Source organism: Butyricicoccus porcorum (assembly GCF_051246315.1).
Lineage (GTDB): Bacteria > Bacillota > Clostridia > Oscillospirales > Butyricicoccaceae > Butyricicoccus_A > Butyricicoccus_A porcorum.
Genome location: NZ_CP178353.1, coordinates 626701 through 646934 on the forward strand (window position 1 = coordinate 626701; position 20234 = coordinate 646934).

21 protein-coding genes, 1 tRNA gene and 1 pseudogene are annotated in these 20234 nt (G+C 54.1%); 8 read left to right on the forward strand and 15 right to left on the reverse strand.

Translation table 11 applies throughout. The annotated features are described in order from the left end of the window. Positions 1 to 2 precede the first annotated feature (2 nt). Together ACLM7Z_RS03015 and ACLM7Z_RS03020 are read left to right on the forward strand one after the other, a co-directional pair. Positions 3 to 1247: a glutamate-5-semialdehyde dehydrogenase gene (locus ACLM7Z_RS03015; protein ID WP_087016686.1), complete on the forward strand. Its 1245-nt coding sequence runs from the start codon at positions 3 to 5 to the stop codon at positions 1245 to 1247. Between the two features lie 33 nt (positions 1248 to 1280). Continuing rightward, a complete protein-coding gene (locus ACLM7Z_RS03020) occupies positions 1281 to 1883 on the forward strand; it encodes an inorganic triphosphatase (protein ID WP_087016688.1) in 603 nt (200 codons plus the stop codon). A gap of 188 nt (positions 1884 to 2071) precedes the next feature. On the opposite strand, the gene ACLM7Z_RS03025 is transcribed toward ACLM7Z_RS03020, so the two are convergent. From ACLM7Z_RS03025 to trxA, 4 genes are all read right to left on the reverse strand, one after another. After that, positions 2072 to 2593: a CarD family transcriptional regulator gene (locus ACLM7Z_RS03025; protein WP_087016690.1), complete on the reverse strand. Its 522-nt coding sequence runs from the start codon at positions 2591 to 2593 to the stop codon at positions 2072 to 2074. 246 nt (positions 2594 to 2839) lie between these two features. Continuing rightward, positions 2840 to 3094 (reverse strand): barstar family protein, encoded by a 255-nt coding sequence (locus ACLM7Z_RS03030; protein WP_087016692.1) that lies wholly within the window; start codon positions 3092 to 3094, stop codon positions 2840 to 2842. Beyond that, on the reverse strand, positions 3091 to 3615 hold the full coding sequence (locus tag ACLM7Z_RS03035; RefSeq protein WP_087016981.1) for a ribonuclease domain-containing protein: 525 nt from the start codon (positions 3613 to 3615) through the stop codon (positions 3091 to 3093). The genes ACLM7Z_RS03030 and ACLM7Z_RS03035 overlap by 4 nt, the downstream gene beginning before the upstream one ends. A 78-nt stretch (positions 3616 to 3693) precedes the next feature. Then, positions 3694 to 4023 carry a thioredoxin gene (gene trxA / locus ACLM7Z_RS03040; protein WP_087016694.1) on the reverse strand — a complete coding sequence of 110 codons (330 nt, stop codon included), beginning with the start codon at positions 4021 to 4023 and terminating at the stop codon, positions 3694 to 3696. 185 nt (positions 4024 to 4208) lie between these two features. Here trxA and ACLM7Z_RS03045 point away from each other — a divergent pair, with 185 nt between their 5' ends. Continuing rightward, positions 4209 to 4634 carry a Mini-ribonuclease 3 gene (locus ACLM7Z_RS03045; RefSeq protein ID WP_087016696.1) on the forward strand — a complete coding sequence of 142 codons (426 nt, stop codon included), beginning with the start codon at positions 4209 to 4211 and terminating at the stop codon, positions 4632 to 4634. A 49-nt stretch (positions 4635 to 4683) separates the two neighbouring features. On the opposite strand, the gene ACLM7Z_RS03050 is transcribed toward ACLM7Z_RS03045, so the two are convergent. Then, on the reverse strand, positions 4684 to 4818 hold the full coding sequence (locus tag ACLM7Z_RS03050) for a hypothetical protein (protein WP_435645577.1): 135 nt from the start codon (positions 4816 to 4818) through the stop codon (positions 4684 to 4686). A gap of 174 nt (positions 4819 to 4992) precedes the next feature. Between ACLM7Z_RS03050 and ACLM7Z_RS03055 the strand changes: the two genes are divergently transcribed. The 4 genes from ACLM7Z_RS03055 (at position 4993) to ACLM7Z_RS03070 (ending at position 9409) form a co-directional block, all read left to right on the forward strand. Further along, the gene (locus ACLM7Z_RS03055) at positions 4993 to 5730 is read left to right on the forward strand and encodes a YebC/PmpR family DNA-binding transcriptional regulator (protein WP_087016698.1); all 738 of its coding nucleotides are present in this window, start codon (positions 4993 to 4995) and stop codon (positions 5728 to 5730) included. Positions 5731 to 5890: 160 nt separating this feature from the next. After that, a complete protein-coding gene (locus ACLM7Z_RS03060; protein WP_273350531.1) occupies positions 5891 to 6958 on the forward strand; it encodes a macro domain-containing protein in 1068 nt (355 codons plus the stop codon). A 529-nt stretch (positions 6959 to 7487) separates the two neighbouring features. Further along, positions 7488 to 8255, forward strand: a complete 768-nt coding sequence (locus tag ACLM7Z_RS03065; protein WP_087016701.1) for an acyl-CoA dehydratase activase — start codon at positions 7488 to 7490, stop codon at positions 8253 to 8255. Between the two features lie 5 nt (positions 8256 to 8260). Then, on the forward strand, positions 8261 to 9409 hold the full coding sequence (locus tag ACLM7Z_RS03070; RefSeq protein ID WP_435645578.1) for a double-cubane-cluster-containing anaerobic reductase: 1149 nt from the start codon (positions 8261 to 8263) through the stop codon (positions 9407 to 9409). Between the two features lie 77 nt (positions 9410 to 9486). On the opposite strand, the gene ACLM7Z_RS03075 is transcribed toward ACLM7Z_RS03070, so the two are convergent. The 6 genes and pseudogenes from ACLM7Z_RS03075 to ACLM7Z_RS03100 form a co-directional block, all read right to left on the reverse strand. Beyond that, positions 9487 to 9753: a hypothetical protein gene (locus tag ACLM7Z_RS03075; protein WP_435645579.1), complete on the reverse strand. Its 267-nt coding sequence runs from the start codon at positions 9751 to 9753 to the stop codon at positions 9487 to 9489. A 153-nt stretch (positions 9754 to 9906) separates the two neighbouring features. Next, on the reverse strand, positions 9907 to 10644 hold the full coding sequence (locus tag ACLM7Z_RS03080; protein ID WP_435645580.1) for a hypothetical protein: 738 nt from the start codon (positions 10642 to 10644) through the stop codon (positions 9907 to 9909). Positions 10645 to 11511: 867 nt separating this feature from the next. Next, positions 11512 to 11736 carry a transposase gene (locus tag ACLM7Z_RS03085; RefSeq protein WP_435645581.1) on the reverse strand — a complete coding sequence of 75 codons (225 nt, stop codon included), beginning with the start codon at positions 11734 to 11736 and terminating at the stop codon, positions 11512 to 11514. Between the two features lie 29 nt (positions 11737 to 11765). Continuing rightward, positions 11766 to 12662, reverse strand: a pseudogene (locus ACLM7Z_RS03090) (IS3 family transposase); the annotation flags it as partial. Positions 12663 to 12673: 11 nt separating this feature from the next. Next, positions 12674 to 12970 carry a transposase gene (locus ACLM7Z_RS03095; protein WP_087017840.1) on the reverse strand — a complete coding sequence of 99 codons (297 nt, stop codon included), beginning with the start codon at positions 12968 to 12970 and terminating at the stop codon, positions 12674 to 12676. A 467-nt stretch (positions 12971 to 13437) separates the two neighbouring features. After that, positions 13438 to 13514: transfer RNA gene (locus tag ACLM7Z_RS03100), tRNA-Arg, on the reverse strand. A gap of 313 nt (positions 13515 to 13827) precedes the next feature. Here ACLM7Z_RS03100 and ACLM7Z_RS03105 point away from each other — a divergent pair. Beyond that, on the forward strand, positions 13828 to 14838 hold the full coding sequence (locus ACLM7Z_RS03105) for a diacylglycerol/lipid kinase family protein (protein ID WP_087016732.1): 1011 nt from the start codon (positions 13828 to 13830) through the stop codon (positions 14836 to 14838). An 89-nt stretch (positions 14839 to 14927) separates the two neighbouring features. Here the strand turns inward: ACLM7Z_RS03105 and ftsH are convergent, their stop codons facing one another. The 4 genes from ftsH to dnaB are packed head-to-tail and all read right to left on the reverse strand — an operon-like array spanning position 14928 to position 20218. After that, positions 14928 to 16970, reverse strand: coding sequence for an ATP-dependent zinc metalloprotease FtsH (gene ftsH / locus ACLM7Z_RS03110; protein ID WP_087016983.1), 2043 nt, complete (start codon positions 16968 to 16970; stop codon positions 14928 to 14930). Between the two features lie 55 nt (positions 16971 to 17025). Beyond that, positions 17026 to 17565, reverse strand: a complete 540-nt coding sequence (gene hpt / locus ACLM7Z_RS03115; RefSeq protein ID WP_087016734.1) for a hypoxanthine phosphoribosyltransferase — start codon at positions 17563 to 17565, stop codon at positions 17026 to 17028. After that, positions 17562 to 18887: a tRNA lysidine(34) synthetase TilS gene (gene tilS / locus ACLM7Z_RS03120; RefSeq protein WP_087016736.1), complete on the reverse strand. Its 1326-nt coding sequence runs from the start codon at positions 18885 to 18887 to the stop codon at positions 17562 to 17564. The genes hpt and tilS overlap by 4 nt, the downstream gene beginning before the upstream one ends. Beyond that, positions 18884 to 20218, reverse strand: a complete 1335-nt coding sequence (gene dnaB / locus ACLM7Z_RS03125) for a replicative DNA helicase (RefSeq protein WP_087016738.1) — start codon at positions 20216 to 20218, stop codon at positions 18884 to 18886. Before dnaB ends, tilS begins: the two co-directional genes overlap by 4 nt. Between the last annotated feature and the right edge of the window lie 16 nt (positions 20219 to 20234).

A 20234-nucleotide genomic window follows, 5' to 3' on the forward strand; every position in this document is an offset into this window, starting at 1 on the left:
CCATGACCTCTGTACTCGATACCTGCCGCCGTGCCGCTGCTGTCAAGCATGAGATCGGCGCGCTTGGAACCAAAGAAAAAAACCGCGTTCTGCTCACCATTGCGGACGCATTGCAGGCGCACCGTGCGGACATCAAGGCCGCCAATGCGCTGGATATCGAAGCCGGACGCAAAAACGGCCTGAACGAAGGCCTGATTGACCGTCTCACGCTGGGCGATGACCGCATTGACGGCGTCGCAGAGGGCTGCCGCCAGGTTGCTGCACTGCCTGACCCGGTGGGCGAGGTGACCGAAATGAAGGTCACGCCCGGCGGTCTGAAAATCGGCAAAAAGCGCGTGCCGATGGGCGTCATCGGCATCATCTATGAATCGCGCCCGAATGTCACGGTCGATGCGGCGGCGCTGTGCTTCAAGGCCGGCTCCGCCTGCGTACTGCGCGGCGGAAAAGAAGCCTTCCGTTCCAACCAGTGCCTGATGAACATCATGCGCGACGCAGTCGCCTCCTGCGGCCTGTCGCCGGATATCCTGAATCTCGTCGAAGATACGACACACGAGGGCGCCAACGTCATGATGCAGGCAAACGGCCTGATCGATGTGCTCATCCCGCGCGGCGGTGCGCGCCTGATTCAGGCAGTCGTGCACAACGCCACTGTCCCGGTCATCGAAACCGGCGTCGGCAACTGCCATATCTATGTCGATGCCAGCGCCGACCTCGACATGGCGGCGAATATTTTGGAGAATGCCAAATGTCAGCGCGTTTCTGTCTGCAATGCGGCAGAAAGCCTGCTTGTGCACCGCGATATCGCAGACGCCTTCCTGCCGCTGGCAAAGCAGCGCCTGGACGCACACCATGTCGTCTGGCACGGCTGTCCGGATACCTGTGCCATCCTGCCCGGCATTGTCCCCGCAACCGACGAAGATTATGGCACGGAATATCTCGACTATGAGATTTCCTGCAAAATTGTCGATTCGGTCGAGGAAGCCATCGACCACATCAACCACTACAACACCGGTCATTCCGAGAGCATTGTGACGCACGACTATTTTGCGGCACAGAAATTCCTCGACCGCGTCGATGCGGCGGCGGTCTATGTCAACGCCTCCACCCGGTTTACCGACGGCGGAGAATTCGGCTTCGGCGCAGAAATCGGTATTTCCACCCAGAAGCTGCATGCACGCGGCCCGATGGGTTTGAAGGAGCTGACCTCCAGCAAATATATCATCTATGGAGAAGGACAAATTCGCTGACGCGCATTCCTGCACACAGAAAGGAGCCTTGTCATGGAACGCGAATTCAAATGGCAGATTGCTAACCCTGCCGACTTCGACCGCATTGCGGAGAGTGATGCAGTCCAGCCGCTGGTACAGTCCAGCGGTACAACCGAAATGGAAGCCATCTATTACGACACCTTTGACGGACAGCTTGCGAAGGTACGCGGCGGTCTGCGCCTGCGCCGCGAGGACGGCGAGTGTGTCGTCTGTCTCAAGCTCGCCCCACAGGAGGACTTTGACGGCGCATTCAAGGCACGTGAAGAATACGAATGCTATGCGCCGGATGTCCGCAGCGGCATGCTCAACCTGCCCTCGGTCGGTGCACCGCAGGAGTTCTGCGATGAAATTCTCAAGTCTGACCTGATGGAGCTGGGACGCACGATTTTTACGCGCCGCACCTATCAGCTCGCCTATCAGGGCTGCACCTGTGAGCTGGCGTTTGACACCGGCAAGATCACACACCGTGGCCGTATCAGCCCGATCTGTGAGATGGAGCTGGAGCTCAAGGACGGCAGTACGGACGATTTTAACACGCTTGCCCTCGCTTTGCAGGCCAAATTTTCCCTCCGGCCGCAGCCGCTGTCCAAACTGGCGCGCATGCTGAGGCTGTAAAAAAACAATCTGAAAACAGCGAAACCTCCCGCAGGATGAAACGCCCGCGGGAGGTTTTTTCTATAGGTCTAACTGTTGTAATGGATGGTTGCGGATGTCCGTCCGTATCCAGCATCCAGGTCAGATAAAAAATGCTTTCATAGGAGTCCACCTCTGCCCCAGTATACCACAGGCAGCGAGTGGATGCGTTACGACTCAGCGGTTTTCTTTTTCGCATGCCCCATGCGCTTTTTGATATAGGGCTGAATCTGGTCAAATTCCATGTCCAGTGCCACAGCCAGCTCGCCATACAGCAGCTTTTCCGCACGCTTCATATACTGCTGGTCGATCTGTCCCATATGGCGCCCCGCCTTGATGGAGCGCTCATTTTTCAGGTAGACGCTTTTAATCAATCGAATCAGGTCGTCGTTTTCATGCGTATTCAGGCAGGCACGATAGCGCTCACTCAGCATCTTGATGTCACAGCCGCCGCATACGTCCTCCGGGATATCCGGAATGCGTGCAATCAGCTCCTCTGCCTGTTCTCTGGTCATGACCGGGCGCATGAACGCCTTGGTATCAATGGGTGTATAAATGGTCTCCGTATCAAAAACCGGGGCGAGCTTATAATACTGTGTGTTGTCCCTGGGATTGCCGTCGAGCTTTCCGACGCTCTCCACACGGCACACACCTGTGCTCCCGTACATAATCAAATCTCCCGCCTGATACATATCTGAATTCCTCCTCCGCCGGATTTCCGTTCTGTCCGGCAAATGCGTATATTTGCCTCATTGTACATCCTTCCGTTATATTTATTGTAACACCTTTTTATCGCCTCATGTAAGCGGATTTTTTTGAAATAGTGCCGAATTTCTCCCGAATCCGCCGTTTTTCCATGCGCTTAACGCCGAAATTTGATACCAGAAAGCAAAAACGCCTGCGATTTCATCCCATCGCAGGCGTCTGTCTGTATGCATTTATGCTTCTTGTATCGTAATCTTCAGCGCAGGGTTTTCGCGTCCCGCTGCACACAGCACGCGGCAGACGCGTTCAAAGCCATCCGCAGCCTCCGGCACATGCGTCAGCAGCAGCTCTGTCTCCGGCAGGGCGGTCAGGCAGTCATACAGTGCATCGAGATTGCTGCCGCAGTAGTCCGGCAGCTCCAGCATGTCCTTCAGATAGGCATACACTCCGTCCCGCCCCATGCGGCGGGCATCCAGCACGACAGTCACGGCGATTCCTCCCCATACATCAGCTCAAAGGTCTCATAATGGTCTTCGGTGTAGTAAATCAGGCCATCATTGGAATACACCAGACGTTTGGCGCCGCGGTAGCTCCCGGTGCTGTCGATGTCGCATTCGTGGTATTCACGCCCGTCCGCTTCGGGAAGCCTGCCCTCATAGTTGCCAAAATAGTCGCCGCCGATGCTCTTGCCGGGCGCAACGGCACCGAGATTGCCCTCTTTGCTGTCCCAGCCGAGCGCCTGTGCCTCCTTCTTGGTGATGAAATTGCCCGGCAGATGGCCGTATGTATTGAGGTACGCGGCGACCTCCTCTTTGGAGGTATATGTCCCGTCCTCGTCCAGCGGGGATTCCTCTGGCGCCGTGCCCTCAGCCTCCGCGCCGTCCACCTCGACGGTCTGCCCGCTGGCGGCAGAACCGGTGTCCGCCATCTCCACACGGACTGTACAGCCGCACAGCAGTAAGAGCAGGGACAGCAGCAACGCCCCTATGGTTTTTGCATATCGTTTCATCTGATCTCCTTTCCCGGCAAAAAATGCCCCGCAGAACGGCTCTTCCAAACCGCACCGCGGGGACATTCTTTTGTTCTTTTATTTCGCTGCAAGCACTTCCTGAATGACTGCATCCAGCTCCGGCTTGTCACGCAGACCGATCAGCCTCTTGACCTCCTTGCCGTGCGCATAAATGCTGACGGTAGGGATGGACATGACCTTATGCACAAGCGCGAGCTTGGGCTGCTGATCAATGTCGATTTTGCCAACATGGAGTTTGCCGCGGTACTGCTGCTCCAGCTCGTCGATGGTCGGCGCAAGCATACGGCACGGGCCGCACCAGTCCGCCCAGAAATCAATGAGCACCGGCACGGGCGACTCCAGAACCTCCTTGTCAAAGGTTTCCTCTGTAATATGTATGATAGACATTCTACCAATCTTCCTTCCTGAAAAACGCATGTGTCTCGGCAGTTCTGCACATTGGAAAGCCGCGGCAAATACGTTATAATAGTACATAGATATTATACCCTGTTTTTCACCCGAAGGGAATTCTTTTTTTGTGAAAAACAGAAAAACTTTCCGGCCGCCGCGCCGGATGAAAGGCAGACAGATCTATGACTGATTTTTTGCATCCGATGATGGATGAGCACGCACTGCGGCAATGCAGCGCGCTTGCGCTCGCGCACATGGGCGACAGTGTCTATGAGCTGATGACGCGCGGCTGGCTGATCGCCTCCGGTCTGGTCACGAGCCGAAACCTGCACCGGGAAACCATCCGACTGGTCTGTGCGGGCGCGCAGGCAGCAGGCGCACATGTCATCCAGCCGATGCTGACAGAGGAGGAACAGGCGGTATTCCGCCACGGGCGCAATGCCAAGCCGAAATCGGTTCCCAAATCATCCTCTCCGACGGAATATGCACTCGCCACCGCAGTCGAATCGCTGTTCGGCTGGCTGTATCTGCGCGGGCAGTATGACCGGCTCAACGAGCTGTTCGAGGTCATTCTCCCTGCCGCACAGCAGTGGGCACAGCAGAAATAAAATCGGGGAATGCTGTCCTGCCGGACGGCATTCCCCGTTCGCTGTCCGCTTAACCCTCGGAGCTGTTGTTCCGGTTGCGGCTGTTCTGCTGATTTCTGTTCTGGTTCTGATCCTGCTTCTGATTGTTCTGCTGCTGATTCTGGTTTCTGTTCTGGTTCTGGTTTCTGTTCTGGTTGCGGGACATTACAATCACCTCTTTTCGCAGCTTAGTATGAACCCGGCATGCGCATTTTATACCGCGCCCGTGCAGAAAATCCGCTGTTGCAAACCATCCGCAGGTTTGATATAATTAGATGTTGAAACCCTGTTTTTTTAATAAAAAATTTAATGATCTGATATCATATGGAGGTACGACCCAATGTCTGGACATTCAAAATGGAACAATATCGCCAAGAGAAAAGGCGCAAATGATGCCAAAAAGGCGGCTATTTTCACCAAAATCGGCCGTAAAATGGCTGTCGCCATCAAAGAAGGCGGTTCCGCCAATCCGGATAACAACGCAAAGCTGCGCGACTGCATCGCAGAAGCAAAGGCAAACAACGTCCCGAACGACAACATCAAGCGCATGCTTGACCGCGGCAACACCAGCAACGTAAACTACGAAGCCAATACCTACGAGGGCTACGGCGTCGGCGGCATCGCTGTCATCTGCGAGACCCTGACCGACAACCGCAACCGCACCGTTGCAGACGTCCGCCACTATTTTGACAAGTTCGGCGCAGGCCTCGGCAATGCCGGCTGTGTCTCCTGGCAGTTTGAACAGAAGGGCGTGCTCATCATCGAGCGCGGCGACCTCGACGAGGATGAAACCATGATGACCGCACTGGACGCAGGTGCGGATGACTTCCAGGCAGACGAAGACTGCTTCCAGATTTACACCTCCCCGGAGGACTTCTCCGCTGTCCGCGAGGCATTGGAGGCCGCCGGTATGGAATTTGCACAGGCGGAAATCCAGATGGTTCCGTCCAACAGCATCACGCTGGAAAATCCGGACGACATGGCGAGCATGCGCAAGCTGCTCGATGCACTGGAAGACAACGATGATGTCCAGCATGTCTGGCACAACTGGGAAAACGAGGACGAATACGAGGGCTGATCTGCCGTCGTTCCCTCGCATAGAACCGGCTCCTCTGACCGCATGCGGTCAGGGGAGTTTTCTCTCTGTGTCTGTTTTGTCCATGGACACACCTGCTGTTTTCCTGTAAAATACAGGTGTATCCTGTTGTTATTATGCCATTTTGCGGGAGGATGAAACGATGCCGCTTTCCATCGTCAGAAATGATATTACAGCCATGCCGGTCGATGCGGTTGTGTGCCCATCGAACAGCAACCTTACGCCGGGCGACGGCGTCTCCGGCGCGATTTTTGCGGCGGCAGGCTTTGACCGCATGCAGCAGGCCTGCCGCGCCATCGGGCACTGTGACACAGGCGATGTCGTAATGACACCGGGCTTTGCGCTTCCGGCGGACTATGTCATCCACACTGCCGCGCCGGTCTGGCATGGCGGCAGGCCGGGAGAATCACAGCTGCTGGAACGCTGCTACCACAATGCGCTCATCCGCGCACAGCAGTGCGACTGCCGCTCGTTGGCGTCCCCACTGATTTCCACCGGTGCACACGGCTATCCGCCTGCGGAGACGATGCATGTCGCTGTTTTGGCGATCAGCAGCTTCCTGTTGACGCACGACATGGACATTTATCTCGTCGTCCATGATTCCGGCGCGGCGCTTCGCAGCGAAAAGCAGTTTACACGTGTCCAGTCGTACCTCGATGACCACTATATCGGCACGCGGAGAGTTCCCCGCCGGGGACGAGCCGAATTTCGCTCCGATCGGAACCGGCTGCGTGAGCAGGCAGACATGTGGGTACCGGATTTCCGGATGCCGCCCGACACCAGTGAAACACAGGAAAACACCCTGATGTCCAACTGTTCCTTCCGCTCGATTCCCGCCACGCGGTCGCTGGAGGATGTTGTCTACAATCTGGACGAATCATTTTCACGCATGCTGCTGCGGCTGATTGATGAAAAAGGCATGACGGATGTCGAAACCTATAAGCGCGCAAACATTGACCGCAAGCTGTTTTCCAAAATCCGCAAGGACAACGGCTACAATCCGAGCAAGCCGACTGCGCTTGCGCTCGCCATTGCACTGCGGCTCGATCTGGATGAGACACGCGACCTGCTTGGCAAGGCAGGCTATGCACTGTCACACAGCAGCAAATTCGATGTGATTATTGAATATTTCATCGAAGAGGGTATCTACGACATCTATGCAATCAATGAAGCGCTGTTCGCATTTGACCAGAAGCTGCTGGGCGCCTGACCAGGATTTGACCACGTATTTGCCTGAATAACAGACGCGCCTGCTCCCTTCGCCCCGGCCGAGGGAGCTTTTTCTGCGCGCGGAAAACGCCCCATTCTGCCGATGTCGCCCGCAAAGCGACCTTGTGCATGCGCCGCTGTGATATACTGTAGCCATGATCCAGCAAGATGCGAAACCGGCGCGGTTTTGTTTCCTGACTGCACACTGCGCACGAGCGTTGACAGGTATGGATGGCCTGCCGGACGGGGGAGCGTCAGCAGGCAGGGTGGGCACGGGGTCTTTGGGGCGCACTGCGCCGTCGGAATGCGATAACGGGGATGGCAGGACGACGGTGTAGGCGCCCTTTTTGGCGTTTTGTATTTACAAGAGGTATGAGATATGCTATAATAATAAAAAATAACGATACTATTGTGGAGTTTTATACCAATTCAGCATATTTTTCCACCAAGAGCTGCATCAATCCGCAAACATGCGGCTTTTTTCAAGCAATCGTTATTCTTTCAAAAATATAACGAAAATGGAGGATGCTATGCTCAGCCTTGGAATTGATTCCGGTTCAACGGCAACCAAGGGTGTCCTGTTCGATGGCACAGAGATTACTGCCTGCACCATGCGCCCGACTTCCATGAATCCGGCTGCCGCACTGCGCGAGATGTATACAGAGCTGTGCGGGGAAAAAGCCGCCGTTGTCACCACGACCGGCTACGGCAGGAACCTGCTGCGCGAAGCGGATTACAAAATTACGGAGATCACCTGCCACGGCGCAGGTGCCGCATTTCTCGCACCGGGCTGTGGCACCGTCATTGACATCGGCGGGCAGGATTGCAAGGTGATCACGCTTGACCGCGATGGCTGTGTGACTGATTTCCTGATGAACGACAAATGTGCCGCCGGAACCGGGCGGTTTATGCAGATGACCATGGCGCGTGTCGGCAGTGATATCGACCATCTGGATGCGTTTGTACACGGCTGCACGCCGGTCGCCATCAACAGTATGTGTACAGTATTTGCGGAGAGCGAAATTGTCGGCCTTATGGCGCGGGAAACCGCGCCCGGTGATATTGTCCTCGGCTGTGTGCATTCCATCTGCCGCCGTACAGCAATCTTTGCGCAGAGGCTCGCCGCCGCGCATGCGTCGGTATTTTTCTCGGGAGGGCTGGCTCAGTCAGACATCATGCGCACAGTTCTGGGCGAATACCTGAAGCCCGCAGACATCACCACGCACCCGCTCGCACAGTTTACCGGCGCCGTCGGCGCCGCCGTACTGGGTTGGCAAAAATACCAGAGAAGGAGATAATCCCCATGGAATTAAAAAAAGAGCTGCCGGAAATCTTTGAGGAATTTGCAGAAACCCGAAAAAATTCATTCCTGAAAATCAAAGAGCTGAAGGATGCAGGCGTACCGGTTATCGGCATCTACTGCACCTACCTGCCGCGCGAAATCCCCAACGCGATGGGTGCCGCAGTGGTCGGACTGTGCTCGGTATCCGATGAAACCATCCCGGAGGCAGAAAAGGATTTGCCGCGCAACCTGTGTCCGCTGATTAAGTCGAGCTATGGCTTCGCCAAGACGGACAAATGTCCATTCTTCTATTTCTCCGATCTCGTGGTCGGTGAGACCACCTGTGACGGCAAAAAGAAAATGTATGAAATGATGTCGGAATTTAAGCCGGTGCATGTCGTCCAGCTCCCGAACAGCCAGACCGAAGCAGGCATGCAGATGTACCGTCAGGAACTGATTGATTTCAAAAATCTGCTGGAGGAAACCTTTGAAACCGCCATCCCGGACGATGCTGTGCGCGAACAGATTCATATCCGCAATGAAATCAACGCGGCACTGGTGCGTCTGCAATATACAATGGCACACAATCCCGCACCGGTCAGCGGACTGGATATTATCAACACTGTGTACAACATCGGCTTCCGCGTCAGCACAGAGGGACTGGCAGAAGAAATTGACGACATTACGGCGAAAATTGAACAGGAATATGCATCGGGCAGCAACGTCGGTGACAAAAAGCGTATTCTGCTGACCGGCTCGCCATCCGGCGGCGCAGCGCTCAAGGTTGTCCGTGCCATTGAAGCAAATGGCGGTGTCGTCGTCTGCTTTGAGAACTGTACCGGTATGAAGCCGCTCGACCCGGTCGATGAGACCAATCCGGATGTATACGGTGCATTGGCAGAAAAATACCTGAACATCGGCTGCTCCTGCATGTCGCCCAACAAAAACCGGATGGCTTTGCTTGACCGTCTGATTGACGATTTCCAGGTTGACGGTGTGGTTGACCTCGTTCTACAGGCCTGTCATACCTACAACGTCGAGACCGGCATGGTGCGCAAGCTGGTAAAGGAACAAAAGGGCATCCCGTACACAGCTGTTGAGACCGACTATTCGCAGGCGGATATCGAACAGTTGAACACCCGCATGGCGGCGTTTATTGAGATGCTGTGACACAGAAAACAAAATCCGAACCGTGCAAAAAAGGGGGACAGCGGAAAACGCTGTCCCCTCACTGATTTTTTAAGCAGTCAATCCTCCAGATGCAGTTCAGGCGACTGCCGGATGACAACGCGCAGATAGAATTTCTTTACATCATAGGCATCGGCGATTTTTCCCAATGCTTTTTTTGGAATCACGCCGCCTTTTTCCTTCTGCACCTCCGTCAAAAGCTCCTGAAGAGCCTGCTGATCGTGCGGCGCCCCCTGACTTTGGTAAAACGCGATGGCTTCCTTCAGATGCCATTTTCTATCCTTTATACCAGACCCCTCCCACTCTTCCAAATGTATCTGAACCACATGCTGCGACGCCCGCCTGTTGCTCTGACAAGGCCTGTCCGCAACGCAGGTGCTCTGCATCGTTTCGGATACTTCCTTTCTATCTTTATTATACCAAGAAGATGTGGAAAGTCCAATCCCAATGGGGCGGATTTCGGGGAAAAAACACGATTTTTACCCCCGTGTGATGCTTCGCGTCGTTTCAGATGCAGACCATTCCAGCGTATCGGCAAACTGTTTTGCCTCCTGCATACCGCAGGTCAGATCCCAAGCATACACGATATTGTTTTCCTGCACAAGAATCTTCGCCGCCTGTGTGCTGTCATCCGCAAAAATTTCTACCTGTTTGCCTTCGACCGGCTCATAGGTCTCATGAACAACCTGTTTGCTGACCTGCGAGCCTCCCGCGATGTACTGCTTTCCCTGCGTATCCAGATAGAAAAACACAGAAGGCCGTATCGCTGTACCATTCTGCTCGACCTGTGCGCAGGCGATGGAAACTGAGCCTTCGCTCTCGCTGTACTGCACATAAAAATGATTCCCGTCGGCCGGATACTGTACGACGGTGCTCTGTAACAGGGACCGTCCGAGCAGCTCTTCGAGCTGTTCCCAGGATTGGAACAAGCCGGTGTGCCAGCTGCTCTTCTGTTCCATCGTCTGCACGCCATAGGTCTGCCCGTCAGACAGGGTGACTTCTTCTTCTGTGACCGTGGGAAGTGCCTTCAGATTGTCACGCGCCGCTTCGCTCAGCTCCGTGCCCGGGAAACTGCAATAGATATCCAGCGTCATCACACCATCGGCTGTGCTGCGCACTGCCCGCAGATGATCCGTTTCGTATATCGTCTTCGTGCATCCGGTCAGCAGCAGTGCTCCCAACAGCAGCATGGCATACAATGCAGATTTTCTGTTCATACCGGCTCGCCTCCTTCCGGTAAATCGAGGGGTATTCTTCTGTTCTGTGTTGTAACCAGTATAGCATAAATTGCCTGTCTCCGCAATGCGGACGGCGTGCTTCCCTTCCTGCGCGCAAAAAAAGAAAAGCCGCCTGACAGCGGCTTTTCCTGCTGGCGTCCCTGAAGGGATTCGAACCCCCGGCCTACCGCTTAGGAGTCTGGAAAATTCAATATCCCAGGGTTCATCACAATGTCATGTCATGCTAAAAAGCACCGTAAAATCAAGGGAATTGAACAATCCGAGTATCCTGGAATTTCTCGTAAGGACACCCCGTATTACCTCAAAAAACCTACGTTCTTAGCACGGTTATTAGCGTTAGCAGTCGGGGAACGCTCTGCGTTCACATTAACTACGCTGTCTCTATTTTAATTCAAAACACAACTGAATACAAGACCCTATAAGGACATTTCGCATGGTGTGAAGTGTCCTTATTTTATGGAAATAACAAATGATGACTACACTATTTCTCTTGACTACTTTTTATTCAGTCGCGGACGCAAGTTAATTGCGTCATTAATTATATTACCCTGCCATTATTATAAGTGGAAAGCAAAACAACTAAGATTGGTGATCAAACATTAACTTTATAGATATCATGTTATTCATAATCTTCAGGGACTTGCTTTTCTAATATTTTACTATAATAAAGTACGGCCAAACTCACAGCACGACCATTTATCATTGTGTGGTCCCACGTTGGATGTTCATTACAAAAGTCTTTTACCCAAGTATAGTTGGATTTTTTATAGTAGGTTTCCCGCTTTTCCGTATAAACCTCTTGGCCCGCATCGGAATTTAACTGTTGTTCTATAGCAAAACAATAAATTATTGCACATAATTACACGAACGAAACCATCCCAAACAGTCTGACTGCTGTATAGTCGAAAATGCTTTCTCAATTGCTTCTGGCAATTTTGCTACTATACGAATTTTTTTCTTTCTCAAGAAAGCTTTGATTTTAGACCACATTTTTTCTATCGGATTCAAATCAGGGCTATATGGAGGCAAATAACAGTAAGCGATACCGGCTTCATCCAATGGAATTGTCAAGAAAAGTGCAGTCTAAAAACTCACAAATTTTAAGCAGCAGATGAATGATACATATTGTGGTAATGTGTCTTATAAACAGCGGGTGGAAGCCCTAAGGGATTCGACGTATATACTCGCTTCCGATTATAGTAGATAAACACATATCGAAAGATAATAGATTTAACCTCCGCCATTGGCATTCGGTAAGTAGGAATTCTATAGAGCAGTTCCTTCTTCAAAGTTGCGAAGAAGCTCTCCATTCGGGCGTTATCGTAGCAGTGTGCCACACCGCTTAAGCTCTGCAGCATACCATATTCAGAAAGTTTTTTCTTGAACGCCTCGCTGGTATACTGGCTTCCGCGATCGCTATGAAGTGTCGCGCCTCGAACCGGATACCGGCAGGCAACTGCCTTGAGTGTATTGATACAAAGTTCTTTTCGCATATTGTCATCCATCTGAAGAGAAAGAATCTCACCGTTAAAGCAATCCATAATCGGGGAAATATAGAGTTTTCCGTCCAGGCAGCCGATCTGCGTGATATCTGTCAGCAGTTTTTGATACGGGGTATCAGCCCGAAAATCCTGCTTGATCAGATTTTCCTCCTCTTGAATTTCGGTGGCAGCGCGTGTTAAACCATGCGGACGTCTGGGTCTGCCGTGAATCAGACCTTTTTCGTGCATAATTCGCCTGATTCTACGTTTTCCTGTGTGGAATCCGTTCTGCTCCAAGGCAAGCTGCATTCGTTCCACGCCGTAATTGTCATTATAATCGGATTCATTCATAATCCTGTCTATTGCCGCCGAAAGAAGCGCGTCCTTAGACGGCTTACTGAGATTCTTCAGATATCGATAATATCCAGATTCGCTTATATGAAGAATTCTGCATAATAGTTCCACACTCCACTCCTTATCTGAATCTGTCTGTATAGAGTGGATAAAGCGGTATCGCTCATGTGCTTTTACTTCTTTCGGCGCGCTGCGAAAAAACCAAGAGCCTCCTGAAGTATATCGTTAGCTCGTTGGAGCTCTTTGACTTCCTTCTCCAGCTCAAGCATTCTTCGTTCCTGCTCGCTTGCCGGCAGTTGTTTATGACCACTTCCTACAAATGCCTGATCTCCGTATTTCTTTCGCTTACCTCGCCAGGTTGTGACTGTATTGTAGGGGATTCCAAGCTGGTCAGCCGCCTTCTTTGCTCCGATTTCATCTGAGAGCTTCAATGCTTCTTCTTTAAAATCTTTATCGTAGCTTCTTGCCATGATTTCTCACCGTTCCTTTGTTCTTATTCTATCATAGTTTGGTGAGTTTTCCGACTCTACTTAAATGATACCACTCCAACAGCCAGCATCAACAGAAAAAGCGCCCGCGATGGACGCAAATGCCTTGGCTGCGCTGTTGACCAGCAACCCGGAACTGCTAACAAAAGTTCTTCAGTCTATCCAGACGGCTAATAACGGATAATTTTATTAGCAGTCACGCTGGGAGGTCAAAAACGCCTGTTAGCAAAGGGCCTCCCAAAACCGGCTTTTCGGGTCAGAAAATCCGGCTTCTATTAGCAGAAAGAATTCTTCCGGCCGCTGATGCAGACCATGCGCTTTCTATTAGCGGCAGCAAATTTCCGGTCGTTTATTAGCAGGTTTTATTAGCAAATCCGCAAAGGTGAACGAACCGGAAAAGAAAAAGAAAGCCGAAAACCCTGATAAATCAAGGCTTTCGGCGTGATTTCTGGCGTCCCCGGCGCGATTCGAACGCGCGGCCTTCCGCTTAGGAGGCGGATGCTCTATCCTGCTGAGCTACGGAGACGTATATGAAGTTTTAAGGTGGGGTCCTCCCCAAAAGGTGTCCGCTCCTCGTTCTCTTAGGAGGCGGTCGCTCTATCCAACTGAGCTACAGAGACAGGTTTTGCCTGCGGATTTTTGCGCCGCAGACAACAAATATAGTATACCCGATTGCGCAGGGAATTGCAAGCATCGATATACGCCGCCTGTCCCGCCCTTCTGCTCAAAGAGCACGCTTTATTTCGTTACATTTCTGTTACAAATATATCATTGCAATGTGCGAAAAAAAGCATTATTATAAGTAAGGTTACATTTTTTGCTGTTAAGGAGGCGTCGTCATGCTCAGCGGACGCAAGCAGAGCCTGATGCTGGTCATCAACCCGACTGCGGGCAAAAATCGCGCACGGGATAATGTTTTTATGCTCATCGATTATTTCTTTACCCACGGCTACCAGGTCACGGTCTTCCCCACACAGGCGAAGGGTGATGCCTGCCGGTATGTCGCGGAATTTGCGCCGCAGTATGACGCACTGGTCTGTGTCGGCGGCGACGGCACACTGAACGAAGCGGTCACCGGCCTGATGTTCTGCGATCCGGAAGACCGTCCGCGCCTTGGCTATATCCCCGCCGGAACCACCAACGATTTTGCCAATACACTCGGTATCAGCGGTGAAATGGCGCAGTCCGCCGAACAATTCTGCAACGGCGATGCTTTCCGCTGTGACATCGGGCGGTTTAACGGCAAATACTTCACGTATGTCGCGGCATTCGGCCTGTTTACCGAAGTATCCTACGAGACACCACAGCCGCTCAAAAATGCACTCGGCCATGCCGCCTATATTCTGGAAGGTGTCAAATCGCTTGCCTCAATCCAGAGCTATCACCTGAAAATCACCTGTGACGGCGAGGAAGTCGAGGGCGATTATATCTATGGACAAATTTCCAATTCCACCTCAATTGCAGGCATCATGGATATCAGCCGCACAGGTGTCCAGCTGGATGACGGTCTGTTTGAGGTGCTTGTTGTCCGCATGCCGTCCAATGTCATCGAACTCAATGCCATTATTTCCAGCCTGATGTTCCAGAAGGTAGAAGAGTCCCCGTATATTTATTTCCGCCGTGCCAAATCGGTCACGGTTATTTCGGAAATACCGTTGCCATGGACGCTGGACGGCGAAGCGGGCGGCAGCTTCTGCTATTCTCAGGCGGATATCATGCCGGGTGCTGTCACATTCAATCTGGCTTCTCTGCCGAATGAAAAGAACATCCCCGCCCAGCAGACACTCCCCGAAGCCGAACCGGATGCACGGCCGGAGGTGCAGGAGGATACGCAATCCCCAAAGGCCTGATGCCGCTCCCTGACAACCGCATAAAAAAATGACGTTCTCCCGGCGCAGCTGCGTCGGTCGAGAACGTCATTTTCTGTTTCTGTGGTGGATTATTCCTCCGGCTTTTCGCTGTCGGAATCCTCTGGCTGTTCCGCAGCATTCGCGCCGAACACCTGCGTAACTGCGTCATCCAGCAGCTTCTGCGTCTGGTCGGCATCGTCTGCGGCATCCTTTGTCTCAAAGACCTGTGTCGCCGCGTCATCCTCCGATTTTTCAGACTTTTTGTCGTCTGCCGCCGTATGTGCTGCGCCGCGCTCGAGATGGAACATCTGCTCGCCGCGCTGATGATCCGGTACATCCTCGCCGTTGAACAGCTTCTCGAATGCCTCGCCGTCCATGGTCTCATTGCGGATCAGATACTCAGCAACCCTGGTCAGCTGCTCCATATGGCTCTTCAGCATTTCTTCGCACTTCTCATATGCTTCCGTGATGATGCGGCGGATTTCCGCATCAATTTCCGAAGCGATTTCCTCGGAGAAGTTTTTGGAGGTGGCAAAGTCACGACCGAGGAACACCTCTTCCTGACCTGCGCCATAATTGATCGGGCCAATGCGGTCACTCATACCATACTTGGTAACCATACTGCGTGCCATCTGGGTTGCGCGCTCGATGTCGTTGGAGGCGCCGGTGGAAATGTCATCCATCGTCAGCTTTTCCGCGACACGGCCGCCGAGCAGCGTCACGATCTGTTCCAGCATTTCGTTTTTGGAGGCATAGAACTTATCCTCCTGCGGCAGGCTCATGGTAAAGCCGCCCGCGCGTCCGCGCGGCACGATGGAAATCTGATGCACCGGATCCTGTGTCGGAAGCAGGCGTGTGACAACTGCATGACCTGCCTCATGATAGGCAGTCAGGCGCTTCTCCTTTTCGCTCATGACACGGCTCTTCTTCTCGGTGCCCATGATGACCTTGAGGAACGAATCCTCGATATCCTCCATGCTGATGAGGCGCTTGTTGCGGCGTGCCGCCAGCAGAGCAGCTTCGTTCAGCAGGTTTTCCAGATCAGCGCCGGTGAAGCCTGCGGTGGATTTTGCAATCGAGTCAAACCGGACATCCGGATCGAACTGTTTGCCGCGCGCGTGTACCTTGAGGATGTCCTCGCGACCCTTCATATCCGGTGCGCCCACATAGACCTGACGGTCAAAGCGTCCCGGACGCAGCAGTGCCGGGTCAAGAATATCCTGACGGTTGGTCGCAGCGATGACAATAACGCCTTCATTTGCGCCGAAGCCGTCCATCTCGACGAGCAGCTGATTGAGCGTCTGCTCGCGCTCATCATGTCCGCCGCCGAGACCCGCGCCTCTGTGTCGGCCAACGGCATCAATCTCATCGATAAAGACAATCGCCGGGGAATTTTTCTTTGCCTGTTCAAACAGGTCGCGGACACGCGATGCACCGACACCGACATACAGCTCGACGAAATCTGAGCCGGAAATCGACAGAAACGGTACACCTGCCTCACCTGCAACCGCACGTGCGAGCAGCGTCTTGCCGGTACCCGGAGGGCCGACAAGCAGCACACCCTTTGGGATGCGCGCGCCGATGGTGGTAAATTTCTGCGGGTTCTTGAGGAATTCGACAATTTCCTCCAACTCCGTCTTTTCCTCATCCGCACCCGCGACATCCTGGAACGTCACATGGCGCTTGTCATCGGTTGCGAGCTTGGCGCGCGCCTTGCCGAACTGCATGGCGCCGCGTCCGCCACCATCCTGTTTGCTGAACATAAAATACCAGAACAGGCCGAAGATGGCGAACAGGATAATATACGGCACGATGCTCGCCCACCATGGGATTTCCTGTGTCTTCCAGTCGTAGTCCTTGAGGATGCCGTCCGCCTTCTGCTGGCGGATGGTGTCACCGAGGTCATTGAAGAACAGCTCAACGCTGGGCAGACGGTATTCCAGTGTCGTATCGTCCTTGAGTGTCGCCTTGAGCGTGCTGCCGTCAATGACGAAGCTCGTGACCTGTTCGTCTTCAAACGATTCAATCACCTGCGCATAAGTCACCGCCGGCGTCGTATCCTGCTGCAACAGCACGGAAACTGTAATGACGAGAAGGACAAGGATGATGGCATAGAACCCCAGGCCCTTCATTTTGTTGGTGTTTCGATTCAAAAGTATATGTCACTCCTCTCCGTTGCCGGAAGTGTTATTCTCCATATACCGACGGCTTGAGCACGCCGACATACGGCAGGTTGCGGTACTGCTGGTCATAATCCAGACCATAGCCCACAATAAACGAATCCGGAACACGGAAGCCGCTGTAGGCAACCTCCACCGGTACAACCCGGCGCTCCGGTTTATCTAAAAACGTGCACAGCGCAATCGATGCCGCGCCGCGCGCCTTTAGTGTCTTCATCAGATAGCTGAGCGTGCGCCCGCTGTCGAGAATGTCCTCGACAATGATAACGTGGCGGTTCTCAATGCTGTTGTCAAAATCCTTGACAATTTTCACCTCACCGGAGGAACTTGTGCCGGAACCATAGCTGGATACCGACATAAAGTCGACCGTACATGGAATGGTGATCGCGCGCACCAGATCCGCCATAAACATAAACGAACCCTTGAGCACGCTGATAATAATCGGATCTCTGCCCGCATAATCCTCCGAAATTTTTGCGCCGATCTCCTTTACCTTGGCTGCAATTTCTTCTTCAGACAGAAGTACTCTCTCGATATCCTGATTCATACCTTTGCTCCTCTCTTTTTTCTGCCGTCCGCATCGTGCGCGACAGCAAACGCCCCGGTCGTACCGCAATACCTGCTGTCGACACCGATTCCGGCAGCCGCCACAATCTCCCCGCCGCAGCACAGCACCGGCAGCGCATCGCGCTGCTCCGGCGCAATCCCGCGCTCGGCATACAGCCGTTTGAGCGAGCGGGCACCGCGCGCACCCGGCAGGGTCATGCGATCGTCCGGCCTCCAGCGCCGTACAGACAGGCAGACTGTGTTGATTGTATCATATGCAATCGGATAAAATTTGAACGAACTGTGAATATCCTGTATTTTTCTCGTGATACACACGAGATATGCACCAAACCGCACCGGCTTCTCCGGAACCAGTTCGACCTGACCGGTCTCGGGCGGCATCGGTTCAATGCGGATTTCATTGCCGCGCCGCAAGGCGCGCCGCCGTCCCGGCAGGCTTGCCGTGCCGGACTTTTTCCGTGCGAGTGCCAGCACGGCGGCAATCTGCCGCTGCCCAACCTCGCCCATCGGCGTGCCCGCATGCACGAGCATGTCGCGCACCGCGCGCGATGCCAGCGCCTCCGGCATGTCACGCAGCCGTGCTGCCGAAACTGAGGTCCCGCCGACCTGTACCAGCGCATCGAGGCAGTCGTTGTCCTGCCGCAGCAGCGCCGCCGCCTGCGCCGCATGGCGCGCGGCAGCCGGTTCAATATCCCGCAGGGCGGGAATGACGGTGTGCCGGATGCGGTTGCGCGTACAGCTGTTATCCAGATTGGTCGCATCCGTGCGCCAGTCCTGCCCGCGCTGCACGAGATACTCCTCCACCTGCCGCCGCTCGACCGCGATCAACGGACGGATGATAGTGCCCCGCACCGGCGGAATGCCCGCCAGCCCGGCGCTGCCTGTCCCGCGGATGAGGTGAAACAGCATGGTTTCCAGATTGTCATCCGCCGTGTGTGCCGTCGCAATGCGCGCCGCGCCGCATTTCTGCGCACAGCGGTCAAAAAACGCATACCGCAGCGCACGCGCCGCGGTCTCCACCGACTGCTTTTGCTGCGCGGCGGCGGCACCCGCATCGCATACTTCCGCGTAAAACGGGATGGCAAGGCGTTCGCACAGTGCGCGGCAAAAGGCTTCGTCCGCATCCGCCTGCGCGCCGCGCAGCCCGTGGTTTAAGTGGCAGGCGCACACATCATAGCCCAGCTCGTGCAGGCACAGCAGCAGGCTGACCGAATCCGCACCACCCGACAGGCCGCACAGCACGCGCGCGCCGTCCGGAATCATAGCGTACTGTTCAATTGTACGGTGTACCAGCTGCTTCATTCGTGCATCCGATCCTGATTATAAAAGGTTGTATACTGACCGAGCCACTGGAGCATGACCGAACCGGTCGCACCATGGCGGTTTTTTGCGATAATAATTTCCGCGTTGTTTTTTTCATCGCTGTCGCTGTCGTAATAATCGTCGCGGTAGATAAACAGGACGATATCGGCGTCCTGCTCGATGGCGCCGGATTCACGCAGGTCAGACAGCATCGGCTTTTTGTCCTCGCGCTTTTCGACCGCACGCGACAGCTGTGACAGGCAGATGACCGGTACATTCAGCTCCTTTGCCATGATTTTCATGGCGCGGGAGATCTCGCCGATCTCGTTGACACGGCTTTCTGTGCGCTTGCCCGACTGCATCAGCTGCAAATAGTCAATGACGATCAGGCCGAGATTGTCGCCGAGGCGGCGGCATTTCGCCTTGATTTCGGCAACGGTAATCGCGGGGTTGTCATCGACATAAATATGCGTCTTTGCAAGCGTGTTGGACGCACGCGCGATTTTCGCCCAGTCATCCGGGTCGAGCTCACCGGTCTTGAGCTTCTGTGAATCGATGACCGCCTCCTGTGCCAGCAGACGGGACGCCAGCTGATCCTTGCTCATCTCGAGCTGGAACAGGACGACGTCCTTGGACGTATGCTTGGCGGCATACAGCGCGACATTGAGGGCAAAGGCGGTCTTGCCCATACCCGGACGCGCCGCAATGAGAATGAGGTCGGATTTGTTCAAACCGGTCAGCCTTCGGTCTAGCTCATGGAAGCCGGTCGGCAGGCCGGGCAGCCCGCTCTCGCTCTGCGCCAGCTCATCCAGGCGGTTGTAGACGTCCAGAATGACGCTCTTGATCGGAGTCAGTCCCTGTACCTCACGCCCATGGCGCACCGCATAAATTTTCTGCTCCGCCGACTCCGCGATATCGCCCGCCTCACCGGCGCCCTCATACGCCATTGCCTGGATATCCGCGCCGGCCGACGCGATTTCGCGCAGCATGCTTTTGTCGCGGATGATGCGTGCATATTCGCGCACGCCCGCTGCGGTCGGCGTGACATCCATCAGCTGGGACAGGTAGGCGCGGCCGCCCGCGTCGTCATATGTGCCGTTGATCTTCAGCTCATTGAGCACGGTCACGGCATCGATGCGCACCGAGCCGGTGAACATCTCAAAAATGGTCTCAAAAATGCGGCGGTTTTCCTCCGCATAAAAGTCCTCCGGGCGCAGCAGCTCAATGACCTCCGGAATACAGGACGGATCGATCAGCATGGAGCCGATCACTGCCTGTTCCGCTTCCAGCGCCTGCGGCATCTGCCGCGCCAGCAGTTCATCCATTGCCATGCTGATTTCCCTCCTG

Bases quoted from the DNA above. Each gene is read 5' to 3' on its own strand.
- ACLM7Z_RS03025 (WP_087016690.1), bottom strand. From the start codon at position 2,593: ATGTATCAGGCGGGAGATTTGATTATGTACGGGAGCACAGGTGTGTGC.
- ACLM7Z_RS03080 (WP_435645580.1), bottom strand. From the start codon at position 10,644: ATGAACAGAAAATCTGCATTGTATGCCATGCTGCTGTTGGGAGCACTG.
- ACLM7Z_RS03020 (WP_087016688.1), top strand. From the start codon at position 1,281: ATGGAACGCGAATTCAAATGGCAGATTGCTAACCCTGCCGACTTCGAC.
- ACLM7Z_RS03015 (WP_087016686.1), top strand. From the start codon at position 3: ATGACCTCTGTACTCGATACCTGCCGCCGTGCCGCTGCTGTCAAGCAT.
- tilS (WP_087016736.1), bottom strand. From the start codon at position 18,887: ATGAAGCAGCTGGTACACCGTACAATTGAACAGTACGCTATGATTCCG.
- ACLM7Z_RS03060 (WP_273350531.1), top strand. From the start codon at position 5,891: ATGCCGCTTTCCATCGTCAGAAATGATATTACAGCCATGCCGGTCGAT.
- ACLM7Z_RS03105 (WP_087016732.1), top strand. From the start codon at position 13,828: ATGCTCAGCGGACGCAAGCAGAGCCTGATGCTGGTCATCAACCCGACT.
- ACLM7Z_RS03065 (WP_087016701.1), top strand. From the start codon at position 7,488: ATGCTCAGCCTTGGAATTGATTCCGGTTCAACGGCAACCAAGGGTGTC.
- trxA (WP_087016694.1), bottom strand. From the start codon at position 4,023: ATGTCTATCATACATATTACAGAGGAAACCTTTGACAAGGAGGTTCTG.
- dnaB (WP_087016738.1), bottom strand. From the start codon at position 20,218: ATGGCAATGGATGAACTGCTGGCGCGGCAGATGCCGCAGGCGCTGGAA.
- ftsH (WP_087016983.1), bottom strand. From the start codon at position 16,970: ATGAAGGGCCTGGGGTTCTATGCCATCATCCTTGTCCTTCTCGTCATT.
- hpt (WP_087016734.1), bottom strand. From the start codon at position 17,565: ATGAATCAGGATATCGAGAGAGTACTTCTGTCTGAAGAAGAAATTGCA.
- ACLM7Z_RS03050 (WP_435645577.1), bottom strand. From the start codon at position 4,818: ATGTCCCGCAACCAGAACAGAAACCAGAACCAGAACAGAAACCAGAAT.
- ACLM7Z_RS03035 (WP_087016981.1), bottom strand. From the start codon at position 3,615: ATGAAACGATATGCAAAAACCATAGGGGCGTTGCTGCTGTCCCTGCTC.
- ACLM7Z_RS03095 (WP_087017840.1), bottom strand. From the start codon at position 12,970: ATGGCAAGAAGCTACGATAAAGATTTTAAAGAAGAAGCATTGAAGCTC.
- ACLM7Z_RS03055 (WP_087016698.1), top strand. From the start codon at position 4,993: ATGTCTGGACATTCAAAATGGAACAATATCGCCAAGAGAAAAGGCGCA.
- ACLM7Z_RS03070 (WP_435645578.1), top strand. From the start codon at position 8,261: ATGGAATTAAAAAAAGAGCTGCCGGAAATCTTTGAGGAATTTGCAGAA.
- ACLM7Z_RS03045 (WP_087016696.1), top strand. From the start codon at position 4,209: ATGACTGATTTTTTGCATCCGATGATGGATGAGCACGCACTGCGGCAA.